The sequence below is a fragment of the Halomonas colorata genome, assembly GCF_014897985.1.
Taxonomy (GTDB): Bacteria; Pseudomonadota; Gammaproteobacteria; order Pseudomonadales; family Halomonadaceae; genus Vreelandella; species Vreelandella colorata.
In genome coordinates this window covers 1-24,224 of sequence record NZ_JABUZA010000006.1, presented here as the reverse complement: position 1 = coordinate 24,224, position 24,224 = coordinate 1, and the positions used below count along the sequence as shown (strand labels likewise).

Here is a 24,224-nt window from a genome sequence, read left to right as displayed (position 1 = left end):
TTTTTATTAGCACCGTTTTTATTAACTATTAACATAGCCTTCATGAATGCAGGCCATCACGTCAGCTACTTGGGACGGGTGGCTGAATTTAGCCACCGAGCGGGAAAGGCGTGCCAGGTTAGCGGCTTGCCACTTGCCCGGCGGGCGCAGGCGGCAGCGGTCTAGATCAATTAGCCAGGGCGTGTTGCCTGGGTCAACCAGTATGTTACGTGCGTTAAGATCGACATGATCAAGCCCTGCAGCGTGAAAGCGCTTAATCATTGCGCCTACTCGCGTAAGCAGTGCGTTATCGGCTTTATCGTCAGCGAGTAGAGCGGCAAATGCTTGGGCCCCTGGGATTCTCACCGTTATCAGCGCCGCCTCGTAAGTAAGAGCGTGGCGCGTTACGCAGCAGGCAATCGGTGCGGGCACTGGCAGGCCCTGCTCAAAAAGCGACGCGGTTAATCTTAGCTCCTGAAACGCACGGGTACGCTCGGCACCTGTCCATAGGTAACGCTTTTCACTGAGCTTGGCTACCATGCCGCCGCGCCGGTAGGGGCGCAGTACCCACTGTTGGCTAGGCGTTGCCTGTAGAAAAAGGCTGCTTCCCCGGCCAGGCGCTTCGCCTACCACCAAGGCTTGCTGGCGCCAGTAATCGGCCGTAAATAGACGCGGCTGGATTTTGTGTGATCCCGGTGCGTCACTTAAACTGTCTGCATCATGTAACATCAGACTATTTTTTTGCCGGAGTGCCGTTAAGCGCATGAAGCCCTCGTTGCCTGCTGAACCCAACCACATTGCCATTTTGCGCCTCTCCGCTCTGGGAGATGTGTGCAATCTCGTGCCAACGGTACGCGCATTGCAACGCCAGTGGCCCCGTGCGCGTATTACCTGGATTATCGGCAAGGGGGAGCACAGTCTACTGGCGGGACTTTCCGGGGTCGAGTTTGTCGTTTACGACAAGTCGACCGGGCTTGCCGGCATGCGTACCTTGTGGCGTGAGCTTGCTGATACGCGCTTTGACGTGCTGTTGCATATGCAGCAGGCGATCCGCGCCAGTATTCTGTCGTTGGGGCTCAAGGCCAACGTTCGCGTGGGCTATGACAAAGCCCGCGCCAAGGATGCCCAACACTGGTTTACCCAGCACCAGTTGAAGCCCCACGCCCAGGCACACGTGCTGGAATCCTTTATGGATTTTGCCCGGCTGCTGGGCGTGACCGATGATCGCCTGGAGTGGAACATGCCGGTGCCGGTCACAGCCCTTGATGAGGCGCGGGTCATCAGCGGCGAGTCACCCTATTTGGTCATCAACCCGTGCAGCAACGCACGTCTGCGTAACTTTCGTAACTGGTCGGTTGAGGGCTACGCCAGCGTCATTGAACATGCCTGGGTCCACCACGGTCTAAAAAGCGTTTTGACCGGGGGAAGCAGCTCGCTTGAACGCGAGATAGGCGAGCAGATAGAAAAGCTGTGCCAGCCAGATAGCGTAATCAACGCCATTGGTGGCACCTCGCTGAAAGGCGTACTGGCGCTAATTGGTCAGGCGCGAGCAGTAATTGCCCCGGATACCGGCCCGGCACATATGGCCAATGCTATGGGCACTCCTACGTTGGGTCTCTATGCCACCACCAATCCTCAGCGAGCAGCGCCCTATTGCTGGCGCGACTTTGCCGTCAATGCCTACCCCGACGCCGTAAGCGCCTATCTGCATAAATCGGTAGATGAAGTGACCTGGGGACAGCGGGTACGCCATCAGGATGCGATGCAGCTTATTAAAACCGATACCGTTATTGCCCATCTGGATGCGCTATTAGCCCATACAGCACCAGACACCGCCGCAGGATCTATCCATGAAAGTTGATTTAACCGCCCTGGAACACGCTCATATACTGGTCGTTGGCGATGTCATGCTCGACCGCTACTGGCACGGCGGCACCTCGCGCATTTCACCAGAAGCGCCGGTGCCGGTGGTTCGCGTTGAAGATGCGGATGATCGACCTGGTGGTGCCGCCAACGTGGCCCTCAACGTGGCCTCGCTGGGGGGACATGTGGCACTGGCGGGTGTGGTGGGAGATGACGACAACGCCAACCTGCTGGAAGCCCAGCTGCATACATCCAATGTAAGTACTTACTTTCAGCGCAGTGCCGATATACCGACGATTACCAAGCTGCGTGTGATGAGCCGTAACCAGCAGTTGCTGCGCCTGGATTTTGAGCAGCGTCTGGATAACGTCGATACCAATGACCTGCTGTCTCAGGTAGAGCAGGCTCTGCCTGACTGCGATGTAGTGATTCTGTCTGACTACGGTAAAGGCACCCTCAATCAGGTCGAACGGCTGATTGCCCAGTCGCGCGCCCACGGCAAACGCGTGCTGATTGACCCCAAGGGGCAGGACTTCAGCAAATATCGCGGGGCGAGCTTGATTACCCCCAACCTGACGGAATTTGAAGCCGTCGTAGGTCCATGCGCAAGCGATGCCGAGCTTGCCAAGCGTGGGGAAGCGCTACGTGCCGAACTTGAGCTGGAGGCGCTTTTAATCACCCGGAGTGAAAAAGGCATGACCCTGATTCGTGAAGGGCTGGCGCCTATTCATCTGCCTACGCGTGCCCAGGAAGTCTTTGATGTTACCGGCGCAGGCGACACGGTGATTGGGTTAATGGGTCTGGCGCTTGCCGCTGGTCACGGCCTGCCGGAAGCCATGATGCTGGCGAATCTGGGAGCCGGTTTGGTGGTCGCCAAGCCCGGCACCGCGACGCTATCCGTAGCCGAGCTATATACCGCGCTGCATGGCGATAAGCTCGCCGAGTTCGGCGTGATTGAGCAGGCGTCGCTGATTGACGCAGTACGTGCCGCTCAACTGCGCGGCGAGCGGGTCGTTATGACCAACGGCTGCTTTGATATTCTCCATGCGGGTCATGTTGCATACCTGGAGCAGGCCAAGCGCCTGGGGGATCGCTTGATTGTCGCGGTCAACGATGATGCGTCCATTGGCCGTTTGAAAGGCCCCAAGCGGCCCATCAACCCGCTTAATCGGCGTATGCAGGTGCTGGCAGGTCTTGGTGCGGTCGATTGGGTCGTGCCGTTTAGTGATGACACGCCGCAAGCGCTGATTGAAGCCGTTCTGCCCGATATTCTGGTCAAGGGCGGTGATTACCATCCTGATGATATCGCGGGAGGAGAAGCCGTTCGAGCCAACGGGGGAGAGGTGAAGGTCCTCGGGTTTGAAGATGGCGTATCGACGACCGCGATGATTAGCTCCATTCTGGACCGCGAAGGCTAATGGGTCGAATCAGCTGGCCGCGGCTTGGCTATTCTGCGGTGCTCTATGCGCTTGCTCCGCTGATTGGCTGGCGCATCTGGCGCGAGCAAGTGCCCACTTACTCACGCTGGCAGCGGCTAGGCTTGTGCCTTGGCGCGCTACCAGCGTCGCCGCGCATCTGGCTGCATTGTGCGTCGGTCGGTGAGGTACGCGCTGCCCGCCCGCTTATTGATGGCCTGCTTGCCCGCTACCCGCGCCATAGCCTGCTGTTGACCACCATGACCGCGACGGGTGCCCAACAGGTGCAGGCGTTGATGGATGAGCCGCAATCTGATCGCAACCGGCTCACACACTGCTTTTTACCCCTGGATTTCCCCGGCGCGGCCAAACGCTTTGTGCGCCAGGTAAATCCGGAGCTGGCCATCATGTTTGAAACCGAACTGTGGCCCAACCTGCTTTCCGCCTGCCAGCAACGCAAAGTGCCGGTCGCCGTGGTCAACGGCAGGCTCTCGCTTCGAGCATTTAAACGCTATCAGAAAATCGCTTCATTAATGGCCCACACGCTGGCCGATGTCGATTGGCTGGCAGCCAAGTCCGATGCCGATGCCGAGCGGTTTAAAACCCTCGGCGCGACGATCTCAAAAACGGCGGTAGTGGGGTCGTTAAAGTTTGAGATGGATCTGCCGGACAGCGCTTTAGCTGAAAGTGAGCGTTTACTTACCCAGTGGGGCAGGCGGCCTGTTTGGGTCGCCGGTTCTACTCGCGACGGCGAAGAAGCGCTGCTGCTTGAAGCGCATCGCCAGTTGCTACCCCAGTATCCTGATGCGCTGCTGGTGCTCGCTCCGCGCCACCCGCAGCGCTTTGATGAAGTCGCGGCACTGTGTAAGGCGGAAGGATGGAAGATGAGCCGACGCAGCCAGGGCGAACCTGTTACCCAGGCGACGCAAGTTTATATCGGCGATACGCTGGGTGAGCTTGCCATCCTCTACGGCGCGGGTCAGGTAGCGTTTGTGGGCGGTAGTTTAGTGCCGCTTGGCGGGCATAACGTGCTTGAGCCGGCAGCGCTAGGCAAACCCGTCCTCAGCGGCCTCTATATGGAAAATTTTGTCGATGTGGCCGAGCCCCTGCAAACCGCGGGGGCACTCACGCTGGTGGAAGATGTGGGCGCTTTAGTAAAGGCGTTACGCAGCCGCTTCGCTGATCCAGCGCGTTGTCTACAAGAAGGCCAGGCTGGTCAATCCGCTATCAAGGCCAGCCAAGGCGCGCTTGCACGCACTCTGAATGGCCTCGAGGCGTTGCTTAGCCCTTATCGCCCTAGCCCTTAGCGCACGCTGCGCTCGACGCCGCCTTCTTTACCCAGCAGCAGTACGTCAGCCCCACGAGCGGCAAACAGGCCATTGGTCACCACGCCCACAATGGCGTTGATTTTGGCTTCCATGGTGATCGGATCTTCAATCATAAAATCGTAGCAGTCGATGATCTGGTTGCCGTTATCGGTGACCACACCCGGGCGATACACCGGGTCGGCGCCCAGCTTAACCAACTCACGCGCAACGTAGGAGCGCGCCATGGGAATTACCTCGACGGGCAGAGGGAAGTCACCCAGGGTATCCACACGTTTTGAACCATCGGCAATGCAGATAAAACGTTCGGCACACGCCGCGACGATTTTTTCGCGGGTAAGTGCGGCGCCGCCGCCTTTGATCATATGTAAGTGAGCATTCACTTCGTCGGCGCCGTCGATATAGAAAGGTACTGTACCGACATTGTTAAGCTCAAACACTTCAATACCCAAGCTCTGCAAACGTTTGGCGCTGGCTTCCGAGCTTGCGACTGCGCCCTTAAAGCGGTCGCGCAGCGGCCCCAGGCGATCAATAAACAGGTTCGCCGTGGAGCCTGTACCGATGCCCAGCACGGTGTCTTTTTCAAGCCCTGGTGTGATTTCGTGAATAGCTGCGTCCGCGACGGCGGCTTTGAGTTCATCTTGTGTCATAGTGGGCCTTAGTAGATCGGGGAAATGAAGTTATTGCGCTAGTATACCGACCAAATCGCTGGCTGCCGATGGAAACACAGTAGACGTCGGCAGGCGTAATCTGCTACCAATACAGGCTTTGTTTGCGTCTTAACACTTGTTGTAAAGACGCTTGAAATGACCGCCATCACTATCACGCTTTTTCCCTTTGGATACCTGCATGCTTGAAGCTACCGTCAAAAAGATTCTCCAGGCCAACGTTTACGAAGCCGCTTGTGAGACCCCGATTTCGCCTGCTCCCTTTTTGTCGCGTCGTTTTAACAATCAGATTTTGATTAAGCGCGAAGATCTCCAGCCGGTATTTTCGTTCAAGATCCGCGGCGCCTATAACAAAATGGCCCAGCTTTCTGATGAGCAAAAAGCTAAGGGGGTGATTGCCGCTTCGGCAGGTAACCACGCGCAAGGCCTTGCCATGGCAGCAAAATTGATGGGTGTTAAGGCGGTGATCGTGATGCCGCGCATTACGCCGGAAATCAAGGTCCAGGCCGTGCGTGCCCGGGGAGCCAAGGTCGTGCTTAAAGGCGATGCATTTGCCGCTGCTGCCGAGCATGCCCAAGAACTGATCAAAGAGCATGGCTACACCTATATTCCGCCCTTTGATGATATTGACGTGATCGCGGGCCAAGGCACGATTGGGGTAGAAATCCTGCGTCAGCATAGCGGACGCCTGGACGCTATTTTCGTGCCCGTGGGCGGCGGCGGGCTGATCGCCGGTGTGGCGGCCTATATCAAGTATCTGCGCCCGGACATTAAAATCATTGGCGTTGAAGCCGAAGACAGCGCTTGCCTGAAAGCCGCGCTAAAAGCCAACAAGCGCGTAATACTCGATCAGGTGGGCGTATTTGCTGAAGGCGTGGCGGTCGCGCAAATTGGCGAAGTACCGTTCTCGCTGGTGAAAGACCTGGTCGATGATGTGATCACGGTCAATACCGATGAGATGTGTGCCGCCGTTAAAGATATTTTTGAGGATACCCGGGCGGTTGCTGAGACCTCTGGCGCGCTGTCGCTGGCCGGTCTGAAAAAATACGTGCAGCAAACCGGCGCTGAGGGTGAAACGCTTTTATGCATCAATTCGGGCGCTAACACCAACTTTGATCGTCTGCAGCATATTGCCGAGCGCACGGAACTTGGCGAGCAGCGTGAAGCCATTTTGGCGGTCACCATTGCCGAAAAACCCGGCAGCTTTAAAAAGTTTTGCCGCACGCTGGGTAAACGTATGGTTACCGAGTTCAGTTACCGCTACGCGGATGCCACAGAAGCGCATATTTTTGTCGGCGTTCAGGTAAAGCCCGGCGGTGAAGACCGTCAGGCGGTCATCGAAAGGCTGCGTGAGGGCGGTTATCAGGTAGAAGACTTAACCGATAATGAACTGGCCAAGCTGCATATTCGGCATTTAAGCGGTGGTCGCCCAAGCGTGCATTTTGAAGAAGAGCTTTACCGCTTTGAGTTCCCTGAGCGCCCGGGTGCGCTGATGAACTTCCTGACCCAGCTGCCCCATGACTGGAACATCTCACTGTTCCATTACCGCAATCACGGGGCTGCCTACGGACGCGTATTGGTCGGTATGCAGGTGCCCAGCAGCGACCAGACGCATGTTGCTGATTATTTGGATGCGATTGGCTATCGCTATTGGAATGAAAGTGACAATCCGGCTTACCGACTGTTTATGGCGTAATAAGCTGCTTTGTGTAGGTAAGTAGTTACTAACCGCTTAGTCCAGGGCTGCCAAGGGCTGATAAATTATCAAAACGTCTAAATAAGCTAAAAAATAGTCTGTTTTGCCGTTGTCATTGAGGCCCTTATAGTCCTATAGTCATCAGCGAATTTATGAGAAGCCTCATCCCCTCTCAATGAGTTGGGATGATGCACTAGTGCAATGGCGTAAGTGGTGGAGAAGCGGCATGCGGCGTAAGAAGCCTGATATGGTGATGGCATTAACGGTGGTGTTTTTATTAGGCGTATTGGCCACTGGCTATGCGCAAGCGTTATCGGGAAGTTAACCGTAACGTCAGGGCATCACCGCCCGTCACTATAAGGCGATACGAGCTGACCCCTACAGGGTCAGCTCTTTTTTTTGCCTGCCCGCACCACGCCAAGGTCGCTGACGACGGCGCTTAAGGGTACGTCCCAAGGTTCCACGGGTAGCGATTCAACCTGCTGGAAGGCATGGGCAACACCGACTAACGCAGGCGCAGGGCCTGGGCGACGCATAAAGGCTAGGCTTCGGTCATAAAAGCCGCCGCCCATGCCCATGCGGTTAGCCTGGGCATCAAAGCCCACCAGCGGCACGATAAGCGTATCTAAGGCCCAGGCGGGTAACCGGTTGCGGCGTTGAGCGGCAAAGCGTGTATCCGGTTCTGGTATGCCAAAGCGGTTTTTTACCATGGGCGTGTTGGCGTGGTAAGCCACAAACCAGAGTGAGTTATCGCTGAGCGGACGCAGTACGGGCAGATAGACGTCGACATTTCGCTGACGAAACCAGGACAACAGAGGGGTTGGATCAATTTCACCGTTTACCGGCAGATATAAGCTGATACGCCGAGCACGTTGAATTTCAGGCAGGTGTTTAAGTTGCTGACAAAGGCGGCGAGCGGCTTGGCGCTGCTCTTGCTTTGATAATTCAAAGCGTTTACGCCGCAGCTTAAGGCGCAAGGCGCGCTTGGCCTCAGGATGATGCAGGCTATCCATAAAATAAGTGTTCCCCAGAGTGCCGCTGTCATTCTGGCCCTGAACCTACTGGTTCAGAGTGGGTGGCCGCAGCCAGACCGTCAGGCTTTCCGACGCACGGACATGCACACGGGGCTGGCTAGCATTTGGCCCCCTGGGTACTGCGCATAGGCTCGAGGGACTATAACGACTGGCGTACACCCCAGGGAACCCCGCTATCCTAACAGAGCCAGCGGCGATGCCAAAGTGTTGAGTGAAAGGTTAACTAAGGTTGGCGGGTTTTAGCCAATGCCCGCTCAAGGCGATCGTTCAACCGGTTTAAGTTGGCTTCGCTTGCGCGATGCTCATCCAGGGCTTCCAGTAGCTCATGGGTGATATTAAGCGCTGCTATCAGCGTGACCCGTTCACTGCCCAGGGTGCCACTTTGTGCATTAATGCCATTCATGGCACGGTCCAGGTAGCGAGCTGCGCGATCAAGCTTGGCTTCTTCTCCTGTATCGCAGGCAATCATATAGCTGCGCCCGAGAAGGGTAATTTCTTTCGTTGGCCGCTTGGCGTTACTCATTTAAAGCTCCGGCGCGGGCCAGCGAGGGGCCCAATGCGTTAACATCATGGCATAGGAAAAACAGACGTCGCTCACTATAAGAGAGGCGCTTGCGCGGGGTCAACGCGCAAGATGCCGGGATGTCTTAACGTATGATCCATTTACACAGCGAGTTATTACTATGTCACTGATCGATGAACGCCAGGATTTTTCTGACGTTGCCGATGTTTTTCTGTTGCATGGAAGCATGCAGTCACCGGCTTTTTTGGATGGTCGCTTAAGTGCGCTTTTGGCGCTGCGTGATGTCAGCGCAGAAGCCTGGCTTGAAGAAGTGTGCATCAGCCTGGGGGTTGAGCAGCCTCGCGATCAGGCCAGCGCGGAGCGTCTGTTGGGCTGGCGTCGGCAAACGCTGGAAGCACTTAGCGCCAGCGACCTGAACTTCGCCCCGCTACTGCCTGATGAGCTGTTCTCGTTAGGTGAGCAGGCCCAGGGGCTAAAAGAGTGGACGCTGGGCTTTATGGAAGTGGTCGAGGACGTAGTGGATGGGGAGCTTCGCGAGCGCTGGTCGCAAACCCTGTGTGAAGCCATTGACGACTTGGCGGGCATCGGCCATATCGAAACAGATATCGACGACAGTCCTGAAAATGAAAACGATCTATTTGCCCTGACTGAGCATGTACGTATGGCAGCCATGCTGCTGTATACCGAGCAGCACCCGGGTAAACCCCAGGTCGAGCAAGCCGACGCGCCCGTTCACTAATCTTTCGGAGTCTGTATGTTGCCTGAGCTACTTCCCCGGCCGCCCGCGATCACCGTGAGTGAGTATCGCACGCGCCGTGACGCTTTGATGGCGCAGTTGCCTGCCAATGCAGCGGTTGTACTGCCCGGCGCCTCACTGGTTACCCGTTCTCACGATAGCGAATACGCGTTTCGTCAAAACAGCGATTTTTACTATCTGACCGGGATTATCGAACCTGATGCGCTGTTGGTTCTGCTGCCGGGGCGTGAGGCGGGAGAAAGTATTGTGTTCTGCCAGGACCGCGACCCGACGAAGGAAGCATGGACCGGCCGTCGTCTGGGTGCCCGAGGCGTTGAGCGCGAGCATGGTATTGATCAGGCATTTGAAAATGCTGATCGTGAAACGCTGTTACCCGCTCTGCTTGAAGGGCGCGAACTGCTTTATATGCCGCTGGATAATCCCGACGCGCTAGGCATTGCCGAAGAAGCTTTTTCTGCCGCGCTGGCCGGGCTTCGTCGTGGGCAGGCGCCGTTAAAGGGCTGGCTTGACGTTAGTGGATTGATTCATGAGATGCGTCTGATTAAAAGCGCAGCGGAAATTGACCTGTTGCGTCACGCCGCCGCGGTGTCGGCCAAGGCCCATGTGCGCGCTATGCAGGTATCTCGCCCCGGGCTTTTCGAGTACCAGCTGCAGGCCGAGCTTGAGCATGAGTTTGTCTGGCAGGGCGGCAGTGCGCCCGCCTACAGCACCATTGTGGGCGGCGGCGCCAATGCCTGTGTATTGCACTATATTGAGAACGATGCGCGGTTAGTCGATGACACACTGGTGTTGATTGATGCGGGTGTAGAGTTTGATCTCTATGCAGGCGATATTACGCGCACCTTTCCGGTGGGCGGCCGGTTTAGTGATGCGCAGCGAGCCCTCTATCAGGTCGTGCTTGATGCCCAGGAGCGGGCAGTCGAGGCGGTAAAACCTGGCGCCACGCTTATCGATATCCATCAGACTGTGGTGAAGGATCTAACCGCGGGACTGATGACGTTGGGCCTGCTGGAAGGCGATGTACAGGCGCGAATCGATGATGAAAGCTATCGACGCTTTTACCTGCATTCCACCTCTCACTGGCTGGGCCTGGATGTTCATGATGTGGGCACCTACCGGCTGGATGAGCAGACACCGCGCCCGCTTGCCGCTGGAATGGTTTTGACCGTTGAGCCGGGTCTTTATATTCCTGATGAAGATGATATCCCAGAGCCTTATCGGGGCGTAGGTATTCGCATCGAGGATAATTTGGTCGTGACTGCTCATGGTCATGAAAACCTGACGTCGGGTGTGCCAAAGCAAGTAGCTGACATTGAAGCGCTGATGGTTAAATAATAAGCAGTTTCATACGGCTTGAGTTGGCATTATGTAAATTACATTACACCATTACAGGGTGGTGGTGAGTTAGTGAACAGGAGACGCCAATGGCGCAGTCGGGGCATACGCCAGCACAGACGACCACCCACGATATTGTCATCGTCGGGGGTGGGCTAGTGGGCGCCAGCTTAGGCTGCGCACTGGCTCCACTGATCGAGCGCTATGGTTGGAAAGTCGCAATTATCGAAGCGGCCCCGCTTAATGACGCGCCGCTTGACGAGAGTTGGCAGCCAAGCTTTGACGCCCGGGCAAGCGCTATTGCCGAGGGCTCTGCGCAGCGCTTTCGCCAGTTGGGCGTCTGGGAGGCCATGCAGGCGGAATCGACACCTATTCGAAATATTCATATCAGCGAGCGCGGGCGATTGGGTGCTACGCGCCTCAGCGCTCAGGAACTGGGTGTCGATGCGTTGGGGCATGTTATTCCCAATGCCTGGATGGGACGGGTGCTTCATCGCCACTTAAGAACCCTGCCGGTCGAGTGGTATTGCCCGGCCAAGGTAGACAAGCTCTCACCTGAAGCAAACGGCCACTACTTGCGCCTTTCTGACGGTAGCGAACTGCGTGCAGCATTAACCGTACTTGCCGACGGTGGCCGTTCGGGCCTTAAAGAGCAGTTGGGCATCAGCAGCCGGCGTAACTCCTATGAGCAGACCGCACTGATTGCTCATGTAGGTATCAGCCAGCCCCACCAAGGGGTGGCTTATGAGCGTTTTACCCAGGAAGGGCCGATGGCTCTTCTGCCTCTTCCCGGACAGGCAATGGAATTGATATGGACACACCCTTCGGGACAGGAGCAGGCGCGAATGGCGTTGCCGGATCGCGAATTCCTCTCTCAGTTACAGGCCGCTTTTGGCGATCGTGTAGGACGCTTTATCCGGGCAGGCAAGCGCTATAGCTATCCGCTTTCGCTGGTGACGGCAGAAGAACCGGTTCGCCCAGGGCTTGCGGTTCTGGGCAACGCCGCCCATGCACTGCATCCGGTCGCCGGGCAGGGCTTTAATCTGGCGCTGCGCGGTATCATGGATTTAGTCGAAGCACTTGAGCAGGGCGAACAGGCCAAGCGGTCACTGGGCGATATGGCCACGCTGCTGGCTTTTGAGCAAAAGCGGGCGCGTGATCGCAGCAATGTGATTCACTTTAGCGATGGCCTGGTGCGCCTGTTTGGTCAATCATTGCCGTTACTGCCGCATGCCAGAGCCGCGGGACTGATTGGCCTTAATCTAATTGGGCCGTTGCGTCGCGGCTTAGCACGCCGGGCGATGGGTTTGGAGCGTTAATTATCAACCGCTCGCCCGGGCTTAAGTAAAGCGCGAACCAACCGCAGGATAATCAAGATCAGACCCAAGGAACGCTATGGATACGCATGCGACACAAACTGACCCTACCCAATGCTTTGACGTTGTCGTCGTTGGTGCGGGCGTAGTCGGGACGGCGCTGGTTGCCTTGCTGGCGCAGGCGGGCATACGCGTTGGATTAGTTGAGACACGTAACGAGCCGCTTGGCTGGGAGTCGATCGACAAGGCGCTGCCAGGCCCTCGGGTAAGCGCATTAACGCCGGTATCCCAGCGCTTGCTCACCCATTTGGGCGTATGGCCCGCGATGGCCGAGTGTCGTGTAACGCCTTACCGCTATATGCAGGTCTGGGACGCCGATGGCAGTGGGGAGATCAACTTTTCTGCCGATGAAGCCGGGGTGTCCGTGCTTGGACATATCGTTGAAAACGCGGTCACCCAAGCAGCGCTAAACGATCAGGTGCTTGGTCACCCCAACGTAACGTGCTTTTTTGGGGCGACGTTACGGGCGCTGCAAACCTCGGTCACCGGGCGCTGGTTGAAGCTGGCTGACGGGCGCACACTGCATGCGCCGTTGCTGGTGGCGGCGGACGGCGCGCGCTCAACGCTGCGCGAAATGGCCGAGATAGACGTTGTCAGTGATGACATGGGCCAGGAAGCCGTGGTCACTACCATCAAGTGCACGCAAACCCATGGCAGCACTGCGCGCCAAGCGTTTCTGGCGGGCGGGCCGCTGGCTTTTTTACCGCTTACCGTGGACGGCGACGCGCGTTATTGCTCAATTGTCTGGTCGACCACGCCTGAGCACGCCTCAACGCTTGGCCAGTTATCGCGCGAAGCTTTGGGCCAGGCGCTAGACGAGGCATTTGGCCATCGTTTGGGCGACGTTGTCGCCTGTGATCAGACATACCGTTTTCCGCTGGTGCAGCGCCATGCAAAGCAGTATGTGCTGGCGCACTTTGCGCTGGTGGGCGATGCCGCACACAGTATTCACCCACTGGCAGGGCAGGGCGTTAATCTGGGCCTGATGGATGCAGCGGTACTTGCCGAAGAAGTGATTAGTGCCTGGCGACGCGGTGCCCCCTGGGGCGAGCTAAGTACGCTACGCCGCTATGAGCGTCGGCGGCGTCTGGACAATAGCGCCATGCTAGGCCTGATGAAGGGTTTTAGAGAGCTATTTGGTACCCAAATGCCGGTGTTGACGTTAGTGCGCAACCTGGGCATGAGCGGTATGAATCGACTCAGTCCTTTAAAGCGGATGGTAATGCGGCAGGCCACCGGAGAGCGCGGGCGCCTGCCGCTTAGCTGTCGTTAACGGCGGCGGCGATCCACCACGTTGAGTGCTTTAAGCAAGTTAAGCGCTTCGCTCATCTGGTAGTCGTCGCGCAGCCGTTCAGTCGCTGACATGCGTGCCTGTGTTGCTGGCTGCTGGGCGTCCAGGTGGCCGCCTAAATCCGACTCGCGAAGTTCCAGGCGGCTTTCGGCCACTTCGAGGCGGCCGCGCACCACCTCTACATCTGGAACAATGCCCTGGGCCTGAATGGAGCGCCCGTTCGGCGTGTAGTAGAGCGCCGTGGTGAGCTTCAGGCCTTCGCCATTACCCAGCGGCATAATTTGCTGAACCGAGCCCTTGCCGAAGCTATCGGTGCCCATAATCACGCCGCGCCGCTGATCCTGCAGGGCGCCGGCAACAATTTCTGCGGCCGATGCGCTGCCGCTATTAATCAGCACCACCAGGGGAATATCGCCTGCGGGGGTATCTGGCGAGGCTGAGAACGAAAGCTCAGTGTCAGAAAGGCGTCCTTCGGTGTACACGATCAAACCGTCATCTAAAAAGAGATCCGCCACGCCAGCCGCGGCCTGCAGGATACCGCCGGGGTTGTTACGCAGATCAAGGATCAGGCCTTCCAGCGGCTGCTCGCGCATCATGCGCTCAATCGCCTGGCGTGCCTGCTCCGTAGTGCGCGCCTGGAACTGGCTGATGCGTAAATAACCATAGCCTGGCTCAAGCAGCTCGTGCTTGACGCTTTCACTGCGAATCACTTCGCGGTTCAGCGTAAAGGTGCGCGGCGTCTCTTCGCCCGTGCGCAGCACGGAAATACGCAGCTCGCTGCCCGGTTCGCCGCGCATCATGGTCACCGCTTCCTGCAGCGACATGCTTTCGGTAGGCGTACCGTTGATGGCAATGATCACATCGCGTGACAGCAGCCCTGCCCGTGAGGCTGGGGTATCGTCGATGGGTGTTACCACCACCAGCTGCCCGTTCTCCATGCCCACTTCGATACCGATACCGCCAAACTCGCCCTGGGTGGTTTCACGCAGGCTTTGGTATTCCTCTTCATCGAGATACGCCGAGTGCGGATCCAGCTCGCTCAGCATGCCGCGCATGGCGTTACGCAAGAGAGTGCGGTCATCGACCTCTTCAACGTAGCCACGCTTGATGCGCTCGAATACCTCGGCGAAGGTCTGGATCTCTTCAAGCGGCAGGTCATCGGCTACCGATTGGTTGGCTGGCTGAGCAAGCAGCGGTAGCGGGGCCGACAGTAGCGCAAGGGGAAGCAGGGTAGCCAAGAGTCGCTTGGCAGGGGCCGATACGTCGGTAACAAATGGCGTCATGCAGACTCCGCAAGGCGATAGGCAGCGTTACAAAGCGCCACCTTAGTTGACATTAATGCGTTTCAGCTTATCCCGTCAGCGGCGCGCAATCCAACGCTGAGGGTTAATTGGTTCGCCACGTTGACGTACTTCAAAGTAGAGCGCGGCGCGGGGTTGCCCGCCACTGTCGCCTACACGACCGATCTCATCGCCACGGCTGACCTGCTGGCCGGGGCGAACGCTAAACTGCTGCAGGTGAGCGTAAAGCGTCATTACCTGATCACCATGGTCGATAATCACCAGATTGCCAAACCCGCGCATCCATTCGGCAAATACCACCCGCCCGGTGTGCACTGCACCCACCTGGGTACCGGCACTGGCCTGAATGACAATACCATTATAGTGAACCCCGTCACGACGGTTATATGCCGTGGTAATGTCACCTTGTACCGGCCACGGCAAATCTCCCTGGGTGCGGGTGATATTGGTCGTAGGCGTGGGGGCATCGAGGCGAGCGAGTTCTGCCTGTATTTCACGCAGCTTGCGCTCCGCCTGTTCTCGGTTGTCGTTCAGGTCCGCTAGCCGGTCGGCTTCGCTGCCGTAGCGGTCATCCAGCGTTGCCACCACGCTACTCCGCTCGTTAGTGCGCTCGACCAGTCGAGCGCGCTGTGAGTCCAGCTCGTCTTCCAGGCTCAGCAGGCGCGTTTGGCGTTCATTCAGCGCGTGCTGGGTATCGGCAAGCGCGGCGTCCAGGCGGGCGATATCGGCAAGCCGCTGGTTACGCGCTTGGGTAAACCGGTTGAGATAAGCCTGCATGCGGTCCAGCTCGGCCGGGTCGCCCTGATTAAGCAGTAGCTTAAGCTGCGGCGTAGGGCCTAATCGATACAGGGCGGCCAACTGCTGGCTAAGCGCCGCATACTGACGGGTTCGCTCTCCTTCCAGGCGCTCGCGATGTTGATTTAACTGCGCCATTTCGTCGTCTAGCTGACGCCGCTCGGCCTGCAGGGCATCAAGACGCTGGTGAGTCTCGGCCAGTTCCGTCTCGACTTCGCGTAAGTCACGTTCGGCGCTGTCGCGCGCTTGGCCGGTGGCACTCAGTCGCTGCGAGAGCGACTCGATTTCCTGGCCTAGCGCGTCTAGCTGCTGGCGTGCCGCATTTTCATCCGGCCGGGCCAAGCCCGCCGGTGAATACATGGCTATCAAAAGCGCACTAAGCGCTAATGCCGCACGCATGGATATTAGCGGACGTATAATCAACTGAAATCGATCAATGGCTTCCCGGTCATCGCCTGGGGAACGGATTGATTCATCATGGTCAATAGCGTGGGCGCTAAATCGCATAGACGACCATCGCTTAACGCGCCGGCGCGTTCGCCAACGTAGACCAGCGGCACGACGAACGTTGTATGTGCGGTTTGCGGGGCGCCGGTCTCTGGGTGAACCATCTGCTCGGCGTTGCCGTGATCGGCAGTAATCAGGCACGCGCCGCCTGCCCGCTCAATGGCTTCTACAACGCGACCTACACAGATATCGACCGTTTCAATGGCTTTTACCGCGGCGTTAAAGTCGCCGGTATGGCCAACCATATCGCCGTTAGCGTAGTTACACACAATCAGATCAAACTGCCTGGCATCAATCGCCTCAACCAGCTTGTCGGTAATTTCATAGGCGCTCATCTCAGGCTTTTCATCGTAGGTACGCACATCCTGAGGGGAGGGCAGCAAAATACGCGTTTCGCCGTCAAACTCCGTTTCCTGTCCGCCTGAAAAGAAAAACGTCACGTGCGGGTATTTTTCGGTTTCGGCAATACGCAGCTGGGTTAAACCGCGTTTGGCGACGACTTCGCCTAAGGTGTCGTTGAGATCAAATGGCGGGAACGCGGCCGGCGCGGGAATGTCCGCTGCATATTGGGTCAGCATGACCAGCCCTTTACCGGCCAGTGACGGGCGGGCTTTGCGTGAAAATCCGCTGAACTCGGGCTCTACAAACGCGCGGGTAAGCTCGCGGGCTCGGTCAGAGCGGAAGTTGAGGAACAGAGCGGCGTCACCGTCTTGTAAAGTAACGCACTTATCATTGAGCAATACGCAGCTTGGCAATACAAACTCGTCGGTTTCACCACGCTCATAGGCGTCGCGCAGCGCGGTTTCGGCGCTGGTCGCATAGATGTCCGCCTGGCCTTCCGTTAGCAAGTGGTAGGCTTTTTCGACCCGCTCCCAGCGGTTGTCACGGTCCATGGCGTAAAAGCGGCCAATAATCGAGGCCACAAAGCCATTGTCAGCGCCTACCAGCTCGGCCAGGCGGGCGTTAGAGCGCTCGATGGAAGACAGGGCGCTTTGCGGCGGCATGTCTCTGCCATCCAGAAACGCATGAATGAAGATGCGCTGCGCGCCGCGCCGAGCCGCCAGTTCTGCCATGGCGATAAAGTGATCTTCATGGCTGTGCACGCCACCCGGGGAAAGCAGGCCCAGTAGATGAACGGCGCGCCCATTGGCCACCGCGTCATCAATTGGCAGGGTCAGGTTTTCGTTAATATCCAGGTCGCCGTCTTCAATCGCTTTGGTAATGCGGGTGAAGTCCTGGTAAACGATGCGGCCCGCCCCTAGATTCATATGGCCGACTTCAGAGTTGCCCATCTGGCCATCGGGCAGGCCCACGTGGCGGCCATCGGTATGTACAAAGGCGTGTGGACGATTGGCCCACAGATCGTCCATTACCGGCGTGTTGGCGGATGCCACGGCGTTGTGCGCGTTATCAGGATTGTGGCCATAACCGTCGAGGATGATCAGCGCGACGGGGTGCGGGGTAGAAGTAGCCATAAAAACCTCGTTAGGTTGAATAATCGAAGCGGCTTAAAAAGCGGCGCAAAGCGAAAAGATGATTTGACGCTAAAGAATTATTTGAAAATAAACGTGCCACACCGGTTATTTTCAGACAATGCCTTGTGATCAGGGTCGCGACTGACGCACGCTTGGGGCATCATAACGTAGGCAACTGCCGGGCGTCATGACCAAGGCCTGCGCGGGGTGCCTTGTGACGTGTATACTTGTCGCGTTTTGTCAGCGGTTCAGCCGCTTTTTTCCGCATAGACTAAGAGATTGTGTTCGCGATGATCGATCAGCTGCTCGAATTCGTACAGAACCACCCCCTGCTCGTCGGGGCGTTTTTACTGGTGCTGGTAGCGTGGCTTATTTATGAAACACGCAGTGCCTCAACCAACGCGGTGACCTCAACGCAGGCAACCCAGCTTATTAACCGTGAAGACGCGGTTGTGCTGGATATTCGCGAAACGAAAGACTTTAAAGCTGGGCATATCGCTGGCGCACGTAACATCCCGCAAAGCAATATCGACAGCCGCATGAGCGAACTGAATAAAGTAAAAAATCAGCCGATCATTGTGGTGTGCAAGCAGGGGCAGAGCTCAGGTGTGGCTCAGACCAAGCTTGCCAAGGCGGGCTTTGAGCGCGTGTTTAAGCTGAAAGGCGGTATGGCGCAGTGGCAGGCTGATAGCCTTCCTGTGGTTAAGAAGTAAGTAACGTCGCACCTTTTATATTGATTAAATGAACAACGAGGAGTTTCCCCATGGCGGAAGATAACAACACGCCGCAAGCTGGCGCAGCAGCGTCAGGCGATAAGCCGCAGCTGAAGTTCTCTTTGCAGCGTATTTATGTAAAAGATATCTCCTTTGAGGCGCCGAATTCGCCCTCTGTTTTCAAACAGGCCTTCAAGCCCAAGGTGAATCTGGATCTCAATACCAGCAGCACAAAAATCGCTGACGACCAATACGAAGTGGTTATAAAAGTGACGGCTCAGGTGAACGATAACGAAACCGGCACCACGTCGTTTTTGGCTGAAGTCCAGCAGGCGGGCCTGTTCCGCATTTCCGGCATTGAAGGTGCGCAGCTGGAGCAGACGCTGGGTGCGTTCTGCCCCAACCTGCTATTCCCTTACGCCCGCGAGTGCGTGGATAACCTGGTCAACCGTGGTGGCTTCCCGCCGCTGATGCTGGCGCCGGTCAACTTCGAAGCCATGTATGCCCAGCGCAAGCAGCGTGAAGCGCAGCAGGCTAGTCAAGCCGAAGCAAGTACTCACTAAGCATGCAAGCAGCCGACTGGTATGCCTTGCATGGCAAAATGCCCCGTCTCTATGTACCAGCGTTTTTTAATGTGGGCGAGACGGTAGAGCTGCCGGAAGGCCCGGCGCGCCATGTGACCCGTGTATTACGCATGGGTGAAGGCGCGCCGTTGGTGCTGTTTGATGGTCAGGGCCAAGAAGCGGGCGTTCGCTTGGCAGAGGTGGGGCGAAAGCACACCTTTGCCGTGGTGGACGCCGTGTGGCGGTGTAAAAGTGAATCACCCTTTGCCGTTCATCTTGGCCAGGCGATCTCCAAAGGCGACCGGATGGATTATGCAATCCAGAAGGCTGTTGAACTGGGGGTTGCCGCCATTACCCCGCTGTATACCGAGCGGGGCGATGTACGCTTGAAGGGAGATCGCGAAGCTAAAAAGCTGGCCCATTGGCAGGCGGTGGCTGCCAGTGCCTGCGAGCAAAGCGGCCGAGCGGTAGTGCCCACGGTGCATTCTCCACTGAGCCTTGATGAATGGTTGAGTGCTCGCCAGGAGCCGCTTCGTCTGATGCTGCATTTAGCCACCGGCAATGCGTTTAACCAGCCAGAACGCCCCGAAACCGCCGCGCTTTTAATTGGCCCTGAGGGTGGTTTGACGGACACCGATATTGCAGCTGCCCAGGCGGCTGACTTTACGCCGTTAACCTTGGGTCCGCGCGTACTGCGCACTGAAACCGCTCCGGTGGTTGCTTTAACGTTGTTACAGCACTACTTCGGCGATTTGTAAGCACTTACTAACTATCCTGCCTAGCTCCCACGTTCAGATGACCTGGCTTTTGGGGCTGTCTGAATGTTCGCTTTATGCCTGTTTAAGCCCGCTGAATACCCGCGGCTTGACAGATAGTCTGCGCAGTATGCTTGATGCCTTCCATGCTTCGCCTGGCTTTACGGTCATTTTGAAAGAGGCCCTGCGGGTTAATAAAGTGCGCTGCCACTTTGCCCAATGATCCTCAGGCGCCATAATGCAGGTTCACTTTTTAAGGACGGCACCCATGGCCCGTGAATCAACAACTCCTCCTCGCGCTGCCAGCGATGCATCTGCCCAAATAGGCGAAGTGGCGTATTTAACCGTTGTGGCCGTCAATAACACCGGTGCCTTCTTGCGCTGGGGGCAGCCTAAAGATGTGCTGCTACCTTTTAGTGAGCAACATTTCCGGCCGGACGTTGGCAAACGCGTACTGGTAATGCTGTATAGCGATGACCAGGGGCGCCCTGTTGCCACGATGAAGCTGGATCGTTTTTTGACCGATGACGCCTGGGCCTTGGAAAAAGGCGCTGAAGTCGCCGTGATGGTTGCTGATCGCACCGATCTAGGCATGAAAGTCGTGGTCGACCACCGCTATTGGGGGCTAATTTACCAGGATGATATTACCCAGCCGCTGCGCCGTGGGCAGGCGCTGTCGGGTTACGTGAAGCAGCGCCGTGAAGACGGGCGCCTGGATATCTCACTATTACCGCCAGGAGCCGCACGCCTGGACGTGGTGGGTGAGAAAATACTCAAAGCGCTGCGTGAAAGTGGCGGCTACCTGCCGCTGGGCGATAAAAGTGACGCCCACGCGATTAAGGCGCGCCTAGGCGTAAGTAAAAGTGCGTTTAAACAAGCCATTGGGCGACTCTATAAGCAGCAGCTGATTACTCTTGCGCCTGACGCGATACGCTTGGTGCCGGGTGCGCTTGCCCCGTAACGGCGTCAGCAGTTGGAGCTGGACAGGCAGTACGGCATACTGCCTATCTATTGTTTAAGTATGGATTGTGCCCCGATGAGTCAATCAAATCTGCATCTCGGCGTCGTGATGGACCCCATCAGCGACATCGCCTACAAGAAAGATACCACTATAGCCATGCTATGGGCGGCCCAGGAACGTGGCTATACTCTGCACTACATGGAGCAGGAAGATCTTTTCTTACAGGCGGGGCAGGCCTATGCACGCATGCGTCCACTCACGGTGCATCGCGACGCTAACCATTGGTACGACCTTGGTGAAGCAGCCGCTCGGCCACTGGCTGAGCTGGATGTGGTATTAATGCGTAAAGACCCGCCGGTGGACGCTGACTTCACCAATGCGGTTCATCTTCTAGGCTTTGCCGAGCGTGAAGGCGTGTTGATCGTCAATCCGACCGCCGCACTTTTGCAGTGTAACGAAAAGCTGTTTGCCCAGCAGTTCCCCGAGTGTTGTACGCCCACCATGGTTGCCAGCCGGGATGACGTGCTGCGGGCTTTTCATGCCGAGCATGGCGATGTGATCTTTAAGCCGCTGGACGGTATGGGCGGCACCGGTATCTTTCATATCGGCCCTGAAGGCCGCAATATTGGCGCAGTGATTGAGCAGCTAACGCTACGCGGCCAGCGCCAGATCATGGCTCAGCGTTATCTATCTGAAATTAAAGACGGTGATACCCGCATTCTGCTGGTCGATGGCGAGCCGGTGCCGTTTGGGCTGGCGCGTATCCCGTCGGCAGGCGAAACGCGCGGTAACCTGGCAGCGGGCGGCCGTGGCGTCACACGTGAGCTTACCGATCGCGATTACTGGCTCATTAAGCAAGTACAGCCCATGATTCGTGAGAAAGGTCTTATGTTTGTGGGGCTGGACGTGATTGGCGACTACATCACTGAAATTAACGTCACTAGCCCGACCTGTGTGCGTGAAATTGATGACCAGCGCGGCACGAATATCGCCGGTCTGCTGCTGGATGCCATTGAGCGCCGGCTGAGTGCTGCTTGAGAAGCCGATTCACATTTGATGATTGAGGTCTGCTGGTAATGCCAGCAGACCGTAGGAGACGCATGCAAAGTTTGAAGCAACACTTTTTGATGGCAATGCCCCATCTGGATGATCCCAATTTTGAGGGTAGCCTGATCTACCTGTGCGAGCATGACCACAACGGCTGTATGGGCGTTATTACCAATCGGCCGCTTGAGATCACCCTGGATGCATTGTTTGAGCAGTTAGAGCTGGGCGGTGAAGATAGCCCTCACCGTAACGCGCCAGTTTATTACGGTGGCCCAATGCACAAGGATCGCGGCTTTATTCTGCATCTGGGGGACAGTCAGGAGTGGGATTCCAGCGTGCAGGTTGAGGATGATATTGCGCTGACAACCTCCATGGATATTCTTCAGGCGTTGGCCAACGGCGAAGGGCCCGAGCACTTTCTGATTTGCCTGGGCTGCGCTGGTTGGGAAGTCGGCCAGTTGGAAGATGAACTTAAGGAAAATAGCTGGCTGACGGTTGAAGGGCAGCCTGAGGTATTGTTCAACACGCCACCCGTGGAGCGGTTAACCGCCGCGGCAGGCTTGCTTGGCGTTGACCTTAACTTGATGACCCGAGACGCAGGGCACGCGTAATGGCGGATATTGGCCAGCGTTTAATTCTTGCTTTCGACTATGGCACGCGGCGAGTTGGTGTGGCGGTGGGTAATGAGCTGCTGCGAAGTGCTCGTGAGCTTGCCCCGCTCACCGCGCGTGACGGGATCCCTGACTGGAATAAGGTCGAGCAGCTGCTGAAAGAGTGGCAGCCGGACCTATTGGTCGTTGGTCTGCCGCTTAATATGGATGGTAGCGAGTCGGACATGAGCAAGCGTGCGCGCAAGTTTGGCAATCGGCTGCACGGGCGCTACGGCAAACCGTGTGTGATGGTCGATGAGCGCGGCTCTACCCGCGAAGCCAAGCAGATCGCACGCGATGCCGGGCATCGGGGTAACTACCGCGAAGAGAGCGTGGATGGCATTGCGGCGGTATTGATCCTGGAAGGCTGGTTCGCCCACCAGGAAGGCCTTCCCGATGGGCGCTCTGCTTACTAACCTGAACGCAATTTTAGCGGTCCAGCGTGCCGATCTGGCTGGGCACAAACCAGCGCACCGGGCGAAGATCTTTTTCGATCAGCGTATCGACCTGTAGCAGCGTGGCAAAGATAGCCATCCGCATGGAAATACCGTTATCTGTTTGACGGAAGATCGCAAGTCTCGGGTCGCCGTTAAGATCGACGTTCAAATCATTCGCGCCGGCGCGGCTATCACGGGGCAGCGGATGCATAATGATGGTGGAATCAGTGCAACGCTGATCCAAAAACGCTTTATTGACCATAAAATCATCCGAGATACCCTGGAAGTTCTCGTTCATTTCCTCGGTGAAACGCTCTTTCTGGATCCGCGTGGTGTACACCACATCCAAATCGCTGAAGTCGGTGGCTAAATGATCGCGTACCTCTACCTGATGCCCGCGAGACGTTACCAGGTCAATCAGTGAAGTAGGCATTTCAAGCCCCGGCGGCGATACCAGCGTAATACGTAGCGGATCATAAAGAGACAGCAGCTTGATCAGCGAGTGCACCGTACGTCCGTATTTGAGATCGCCGGTCAGCAGAATATGTGCCCCGCCAAACGATTTGCCTAACCGCTGAAACTCCTTGTCGATCGTATAAATATCCAGCAGGGCTTGGCTTGGGTGTTCACCAGGGCCGTCGCCGCCGTTAATCACCGGTACATTCGTCGCCGCCGCAAACTCCGCAACAGAGCCCTGATCCGGGTGACGCATAACGATCGCATCGCAGTAGCCGCTCATTACCCGGCTGGTATCGTAAAGCGACTCGCCTTTAGCCATGGATGAGAAGGTAAAGCCAGTGGTATCGCACACGCTACCGCCCAGCCGACAGAACGCCGTATGAAAACTCACTCGCGTACGCGTACTGGCTTCGAAAAACAGATTGCCCAGTACGGCTCCTTCAAGAACACGCGTAATCTGGCGGCGTTGGGCTATTGGCTCCATTTGCGCCGCAACGCGCAAAAGGTGATTAACGCTGTCGCGGTTTAAGGAGTCAACGGATAGCAGATGGGGGCTCATCACAGACCTCATACATATAAGTGGGTAGATGAAGTGGCAGAGGGTAGTGTAACCGCCAATACGTTGTTCGCCGAAGTGCTTTCAAGGTCTTATAAAAGAGGCCGCTGATGTTTTTCAGACTTATTTCAAAAAGCCCCTTGCCAAACGCCCGGCGAATCCGTAAAGTACGCATCCGCTGCCGGGGACGCCAAGCGTTACCAGCGGTGAATGAAGGTGAAAACCTTCGGTTTGTCAGGAGGTTAGCGAGATTTACGTCGCTCACTTCACTCGCTAAAAACAGCGGTTGACAAACACCAGGAAATGCGTAGAATACGCCTTCCTCGCTGAGGCAAGCGGCTCCGGTCATCGAGTCGAATGTTGGTAACATTAACCTCAAGCGAAACCGCTCTTTAACAATTTGATCAGGTAATTCATGTGGGCGTTTGCCGATGAGGGTGACAAGTCACCAAATATCAAGGCAAGCGAACACCGTAATATTCTTCGGAATATTGCAGTACTATTCGTTTGAACCTTGAGCCAAGTTTGATTCGCTTTTGTTATCTTCGGGTAGCGAGTAAGAATCACAATGATTTTAAACTGAAGAGTTTGATCATGGCTCAGATTGAACGCTGGCGGCAGGCTTAACACATGCAAGTCGAGCGGTAACAGGTCTAGCTTGCTAGACGCTGACGAGCGGCGGACGGGTGAGTAATGCATAGGAATCTGCCCGATAGTGGGGGATAACCTGGGGAAACCCAGGC

The 24,224-nt window shown here is 56.7% G+C and carries 23 protein-coding genes, 1 rRNA gene and 1 other RNA gene; 16 read left to right on the top strand and 9 right to left on the bottom strand.

Annotated features, from left to right (window positions below):
* Positions 1-21: 21 nt before the first annotated feature.
* Positions 22-744: a 3-deoxy-D-manno-octulosonic acid kinase gene (locus tag INT33_RS04745; RefSeq protein ID WP_192536737.1), complete on the bottom strand. Its 723-nt coding sequence runs from the start codon at positions 742-744 to the stop codon at positions 22-24.
* On the opposite strand from INT33_RS04745, the gene INT33_RS04740 reads away from it, so the two are divergent.
* Genes INT33_RS04740 through waaA form a run of 3 tightly spaced genes read left to right on the top strand, consistent with a single transcriptional unit; the run spans position 743 to position 4,564 of the window.
* Complete coding sequence (locus INT33_RS04740; protein WP_193091253.1) at positions 743-1,840, top strand: glycosyltransferase family 9 protein; 1,098 nt, start codon at positions 743-745, stop codon at positions 1,838-1,840. The genes INT33_RS04745 and INT33_RS04740 overlap by 2 nt on opposite strands.
* Positions 1,830-3,260: a bifunctional D-glycero-beta-D-manno-heptose-7-phosphate kinase/D-glycero-beta-D-manno-heptose 1-phosphate adenylyltransferase HldE gene (gene hldE, locus INT33_RS04735; protein WP_192536735.1), complete on the top strand. Its 1,431-nt coding sequence runs from the start codon at positions 1,830-1,832 to the stop codon at positions 3,258-3,260. The genes INT33_RS04740 and hldE overlap by 11 nt, the downstream gene beginning before the upstream one ends.
* Positions 3,260-4,564: a lipid IV(A) 3-deoxy-D-manno-octulosonic acid transferase gene (gene waaA / locus INT33_RS04730; RefSeq protein ID WP_193091252.1), complete on the top strand. Its 1,305-nt coding sequence runs from the start codon at positions 3,260-3,262 to the stop codon at positions 4,562-4,564. Before hldE ends, waaA begins: the two co-directional genes overlap by 1 nt.
* Here waaA and rpiA read toward each other — a convergent pair.
* Positions 4,561-5,232, bottom strand: coding sequence for a ribose-5-phosphate isomerase RpiA (rpiA, locus tag INT33_RS04725; RefSeq protein WP_193091251.1), 672 nt, complete (start codon positions 5,230-5,232; stop codon positions 4,561-4,563). The genes waaA and rpiA overlap by 4 nt on opposite strands.
* Positions 5,233-5,431: 199 nt before the next feature.
* On the opposite strand from rpiA, the gene ilvA reads away from it, so the two are divergent.
* Positions 5,432-6,946, top strand: a complete 1,515-nt coding sequence (ilvA, locus tag INT33_RS04720) for a threonine ammonia-lyase, biosynthetic (protein WP_192536732.1) — start codon at positions 5,432-5,434, stop codon at positions 6,944-6,946.
* A 386-nt stretch (positions 6,947-7,332) separates the two neighbouring features.
* On the opposite strand, the gene INT33_RS04715 is transcribed toward ilvA, so the two are convergent.
* The 3 genes from INT33_RS04715 to INT33_RS04705 form a co-directional block, all read right to left on the bottom strand.
* Positions 7,333-7,959, bottom strand: coding sequence for a 5-formyltetrahydrofolate cyclo-ligase (locus INT33_RS04715; RefSeq protein WP_193091250.1), 627 nt, complete (start codon positions 7,957-7,959; stop codon positions 7,333-7,335).
* Between the two features lie 7 nt (positions 7,960-7,966).
* Positions 7,967-8,150, bottom strand: a non-coding RNA gene (gene ssrS / locus INT33_RS04710) — 6S RNA.
* A gap of 53 nt (positions 8,151-8,203) precedes the next feature.
* Positions 8,204-8,503, bottom strand: coding sequence for a cell division protein ZapA (locus INT33_RS04705; protein ID WP_018918372.1), 300 nt, complete (start codon positions 8,501-8,503; stop codon positions 8,204-8,206).
* 160 nt (positions 8,504-8,663) lie between these two features.
* Between INT33_RS04705 and INT33_RS04700 the strand changes: the two genes are divergently transcribed.
* The 4 genes from INT33_RS04700 to INT33_RS04685 all read left to right on the top strand — a co-directional run bounded on the left by INT33_RS04700 (position 8,664) and on the right by INT33_RS04685 (position 13,244).
* Positions 8,664-9,242, top strand: coding sequence for a UPF0149 family protein (locus INT33_RS04700; protein ID WP_192536729.1), 579 nt, complete (start codon positions 8,664-8,666; stop codon positions 9,240-9,242).
* 15 nt (positions 9,243-9,257) lie between these two features.
* The gene (pepP, locus tag INT33_RS04695; RefSeq protein ID WP_193091249.1) at positions 9,258-10,595 is read left to right on the top strand and encodes a Xaa-Pro aminopeptidase; all 1,338 of its coding nucleotides are present in this window, start codon (positions 9,258-9,260) and stop codon (positions 10,593-10,595) included.
* Positions 10,596-10,684: 89 nt separating this feature from the next.
* A complete protein-coding gene (gene ubiH / locus INT33_RS04690; RefSeq protein ID WP_193091248.1) occupies positions 10,685-11,914 on the top strand; it encodes a 2-octaprenyl-6-methoxyphenyl hydroxylase in 1,230 nt (409 codons plus the stop codon).
* 76 nt (positions 11,915-11,990) lie between these two features.
* Entirely contained in the window at positions 11,991-13,244 is a 1,254-nt protein-coding gene (locus tag INT33_RS04685) for a UbiH/UbiF/VisC/COQ6 family ubiquinone biosynthesis hydroxylase (protein ID WP_193091247.1), read from the top strand.
* Here the strand turns inward: INT33_RS04685 and INT33_RS04680 are convergent.
* The 3 genes from INT33_RS04680 to gpmI form a co-directional block, all read right to left on the bottom strand.
* A complete protein-coding gene (locus tag INT33_RS04680; RefSeq protein ID WP_193091246.1) occupies positions 13,241-14,545 on the bottom strand; it encodes a S41 family peptidase in 1,305 nt (434 codons plus the stop codon). The two genes, INT33_RS04685 and INT33_RS04680, sit on opposite strands and share 4 nt — an antisense overlap.
* Before the next feature lie 75 nt (positions 14,546-14,620).
* The gene (locus INT33_RS04675; protein WP_193091311.1) at positions 14,621-15,757 is read right to left on the bottom strand and encodes a murein hydrolase activator EnvC family protein; all 1,137 of its coding nucleotides are present in this window, start codon (positions 15,755-15,757) and stop codon (positions 14,621-14,623) included.
* A 20-nt stretch (positions 15,758-15,777) separates the two neighbouring features.
* Positions 15,778-17,340: a 2,3-bisphosphoglycerate-independent phosphoglycerate mutase gene (gene gpmI, locus INT33_RS04670; RefSeq protein WP_193091245.1), complete on the bottom strand. Its 1,563-nt coding sequence runs from the start codon at positions 17,338-17,340 to the stop codon at positions 15,778-15,780.
* A gap of 290 nt (positions 17,341-17,630) precedes the next feature.
* Between gpmI and INT33_RS04665 the strand changes: the two genes are divergently transcribed.
* The 7 genes from INT33_RS04665 to ruvX all read left to right on the top strand — a co-directional run bounded on the left by INT33_RS04665 (position 17,631) and on the right by ruvX (position 22,445).
* On the top strand, positions 17,631-18,053 hold the full coding sequence (locus INT33_RS04665) for a rhodanese-like domain-containing protein (protein WP_192536723.1): 423 nt from the start codon (positions 17,631-17,633) through the stop codon (positions 18,051-18,053).
* A gap of 50 nt (positions 18,054-18,103) precedes the next feature.
* The gene (gene secB, locus INT33_RS04660; protein ID WP_018918363.1) at positions 18,104-18,616 is read left to right on the top strand and encodes a protein-export chaperone SecB; all 513 of its coding nucleotides are present in this window, start codon (positions 18,104-18,106) and stop codon (positions 18,614-18,616) included.
* A gap of 2 nt (positions 18,617-18,618) precedes the next feature.
* The gene (locus tag INT33_RS04655) at positions 18,619-19,374 is read left to right on the top strand and encodes a 16S rRNA (uracil(1498)-N(3))-methyltransferase (RefSeq protein ID WP_193091244.1); all 756 of its coding nucleotides are present in this window, start codon (positions 18,619-18,621) and stop codon (positions 19,372-19,374) included.
* Positions 19,375-19,639: 265 nt separating this feature from the next.
* The gene (locus INT33_RS04650) at positions 19,640-20,332 is read left to right on the top strand and encodes a CvfB family protein (RefSeq protein WP_193091243.1); all 693 of its coding nucleotides are present in this window, start codon (positions 19,640-19,642) and stop codon (positions 20,330-20,332) included.
* 75 nt (positions 20,333-20,407) lie between these two features.
* Positions 20,408-21,370 (top strand): glutathione synthase, encoded by a 963-nt coding sequence (gene gshB / locus INT33_RS04645; protein WP_193091242.1) that lies wholly within the window; start codon positions 20,408-20,410, stop codon positions 21,368-21,370.
* A gap of 62 nt (positions 21,371-21,432) precedes the next feature.
* The gene (locus INT33_RS04640) at positions 21,433-21,990 is read left to right on the top strand and encodes a YqgE/AlgH family protein (RefSeq protein WP_192536720.1); all 558 of its coding nucleotides are present in this window, start codon (positions 21,433-21,435) and stop codon (positions 21,988-21,990) included.
* Complete coding sequence (gene ruvX / locus INT33_RS04635) at positions 21,990-22,445, top strand: Holliday junction resolvase RuvX (protein WP_018918357.1); 456 nt, start codon at positions 21,990-21,992, stop codon at positions 22,443-22,445. Before INT33_RS04640 ends, ruvX begins: the two co-directional genes overlap by 1 nt.
* A gap of 13 nt (positions 22,446-22,458) precedes the next feature.
* Here the strand turns inward: ruvX and pyrB are convergent, their stop codons facing one another.
* Entirely contained in the window at positions 22,459-23,484 is a 1,026-nt protein-coding gene (pyrB, locus tag INT33_RS04630; RefSeq protein WP_193091241.1) for an aspartate carbamoyltransferase, read from the bottom strand.
* A 573-nt stretch (positions 23,485-24,057) separates the two neighbouring features.
* Here pyrB and INT33_RS04625 point away from each other — a divergent pair.
* Positions 24,058-24,224, top strand: a 16S ribosomal RNA gene (locus INT33_RS04625); the annotation flags it as partial.

Excerpts from the sequence above, each read along its gene's own strand:
- INT33_RS04740 (WP_193091253.1), top strand. The coding sequence starts at position 743 with ATGAAGCCCTCGTTGCCTGCTGAACCCAACCACATTGCCATTTTGCGC.
- INT33_RS04745 (WP_192536737.1), bottom strand. The coding sequence starts at position 744 with ATGCGCTTAACGGCACTCCGGCAAAAAAATAGTCTGATGTTACATGAT.
- hldE (WP_192536735.1), top strand. The coding sequence starts at position 1,830 with ATGAAAGTTGATTTAACCGCCCTGGAACACGCTCATATACTGGTCGTT.
- waaA (WP_193091252.1), top strand. The coding sequence starts at position 3,260 with ATGGGTCGAATCAGCTGGCCGCGGCTTGGCTATTCTGCGGTGCTCTAT.
- rpiA (WP_193091251.1), bottom strand. The coding sequence starts at position 5,232 with ATGACACAAGATGAACTCAAAGCCGCCGTCGCGGACGCAGCTATTCAC.
- ilvA (WP_192536732.1), top strand. The coding sequence starts at position 5,432 with ATGCTTGAAGCTACCGTCAAAAAGATTCTCCAGGCCAACGTTTACGAA.
- INT33_RS04715 (WP_193091250.1), bottom strand. The coding sequence starts at position 7,959 with ATGGATAGCCTGCATCATCCTGAGGCCAAGCGCGCCTTGCGCCTTAAG.
- INT33_RS04705 (WP_018918372.1), bottom strand. The coding sequence starts at position 8,503 with ATGAGTAACGCCAAGCGGCCAACGAAAGAAATTACCCTTCTCGGGCGC.
- INT33_RS04700 (WP_192536729.1), top strand. The coding sequence starts at position 8,664 with ATGTCACTGATCGATGAACGCCAGGATTTTTCTGACGTTGCCGATGTT.
- pepP (WP_193091249.1), top strand. The coding sequence starts at position 9,258 with ATGTTGCCTGAGCTACTTCCCCGGCCGCCCGCGATCACCGTGAGTGAG.
- ubiH (WP_193091248.1), top strand. The coding sequence starts at position 10,685 with ATGGCGCAGTCGGGGCATACGCCAGCACAGACGACCACCCACGATATT.
- INT33_RS04685 (WP_193091247.1), top strand. The coding sequence starts at position 11,991 with ATGGATACGCATGCGACACAAACTGACCCTACCCAATGCTTTGACGTT.
- INT33_RS04680 (WP_193091246.1), bottom strand. The coding sequence starts at position 14,545 with ATGACGCCATTTGTTACCGACGTATCGGCCCCTGCCAAGCGACTCTTG.
- INT33_RS04675 (WP_193091311.1), bottom strand. The coding sequence starts at position 15,757 with ATGCGTGCGGCATTAGCGCTTAGTGCGCTTTTGATAGCCATGTATTCA.
- gpmI (WP_193091245.1), bottom strand. The coding sequence starts at position 17,340 with ATGGCTACTTCTACCCCGCACCCCGTCGCGCTGATCATCCTCGACGGT.
- INT33_RS04665 (WP_192536723.1), top strand. The coding sequence starts at position 17,631 with ATGATCGATCAGCTGCTCGAATTCGTACAGAACCACCCCCTGCTCGTC.
- secB (WP_018918363.1), top strand. The coding sequence starts at position 18,104 with ATGGCGGAAGATAACAACACGCCGCAAGCTGGCGCAGCAGCGTCAGGC.
- INT33_RS04655 (WP_193091244.1), top strand. The coding sequence starts at position 18,619 with ATGCAAGCAGCCGACTGGTATGCCTTGCATGGCAAAATGCCCCGTCTC.
- INT33_RS04650 (WP_193091243.1), top strand. The coding sequence starts at position 19,640 with ATGGCCCGTGAATCAACAACTCCTCCTCGCGCTGCCAGCGATGCATCT.
- gshB (WP_193091242.1), top strand. The coding sequence starts at position 20,408 with ATGAGTCAATCAAATCTGCATCTCGGCGTCGTGATGGACCCCATCAGC.
- INT33_RS04640 (WP_192536720.1), top strand. The coding sequence starts at position 21,433 with ATGCAAAGTTTGAAGCAACACTTTTTGATGGCAATGCCCCATCTGGAT.
- ruvX (WP_018918357.1), top strand. The coding sequence starts at position 21,990 with ATGGCGGATATTGGCCAGCGTTTAATTCTTGCTTTCGACTATGGCACG.
- pyrB (WP_193091241.1), bottom strand. The coding sequence starts at position 23,484 with ATGAGCCCCCATCTGCTATCCGTTGACTCCTTAAACCGCGACAGCGTT.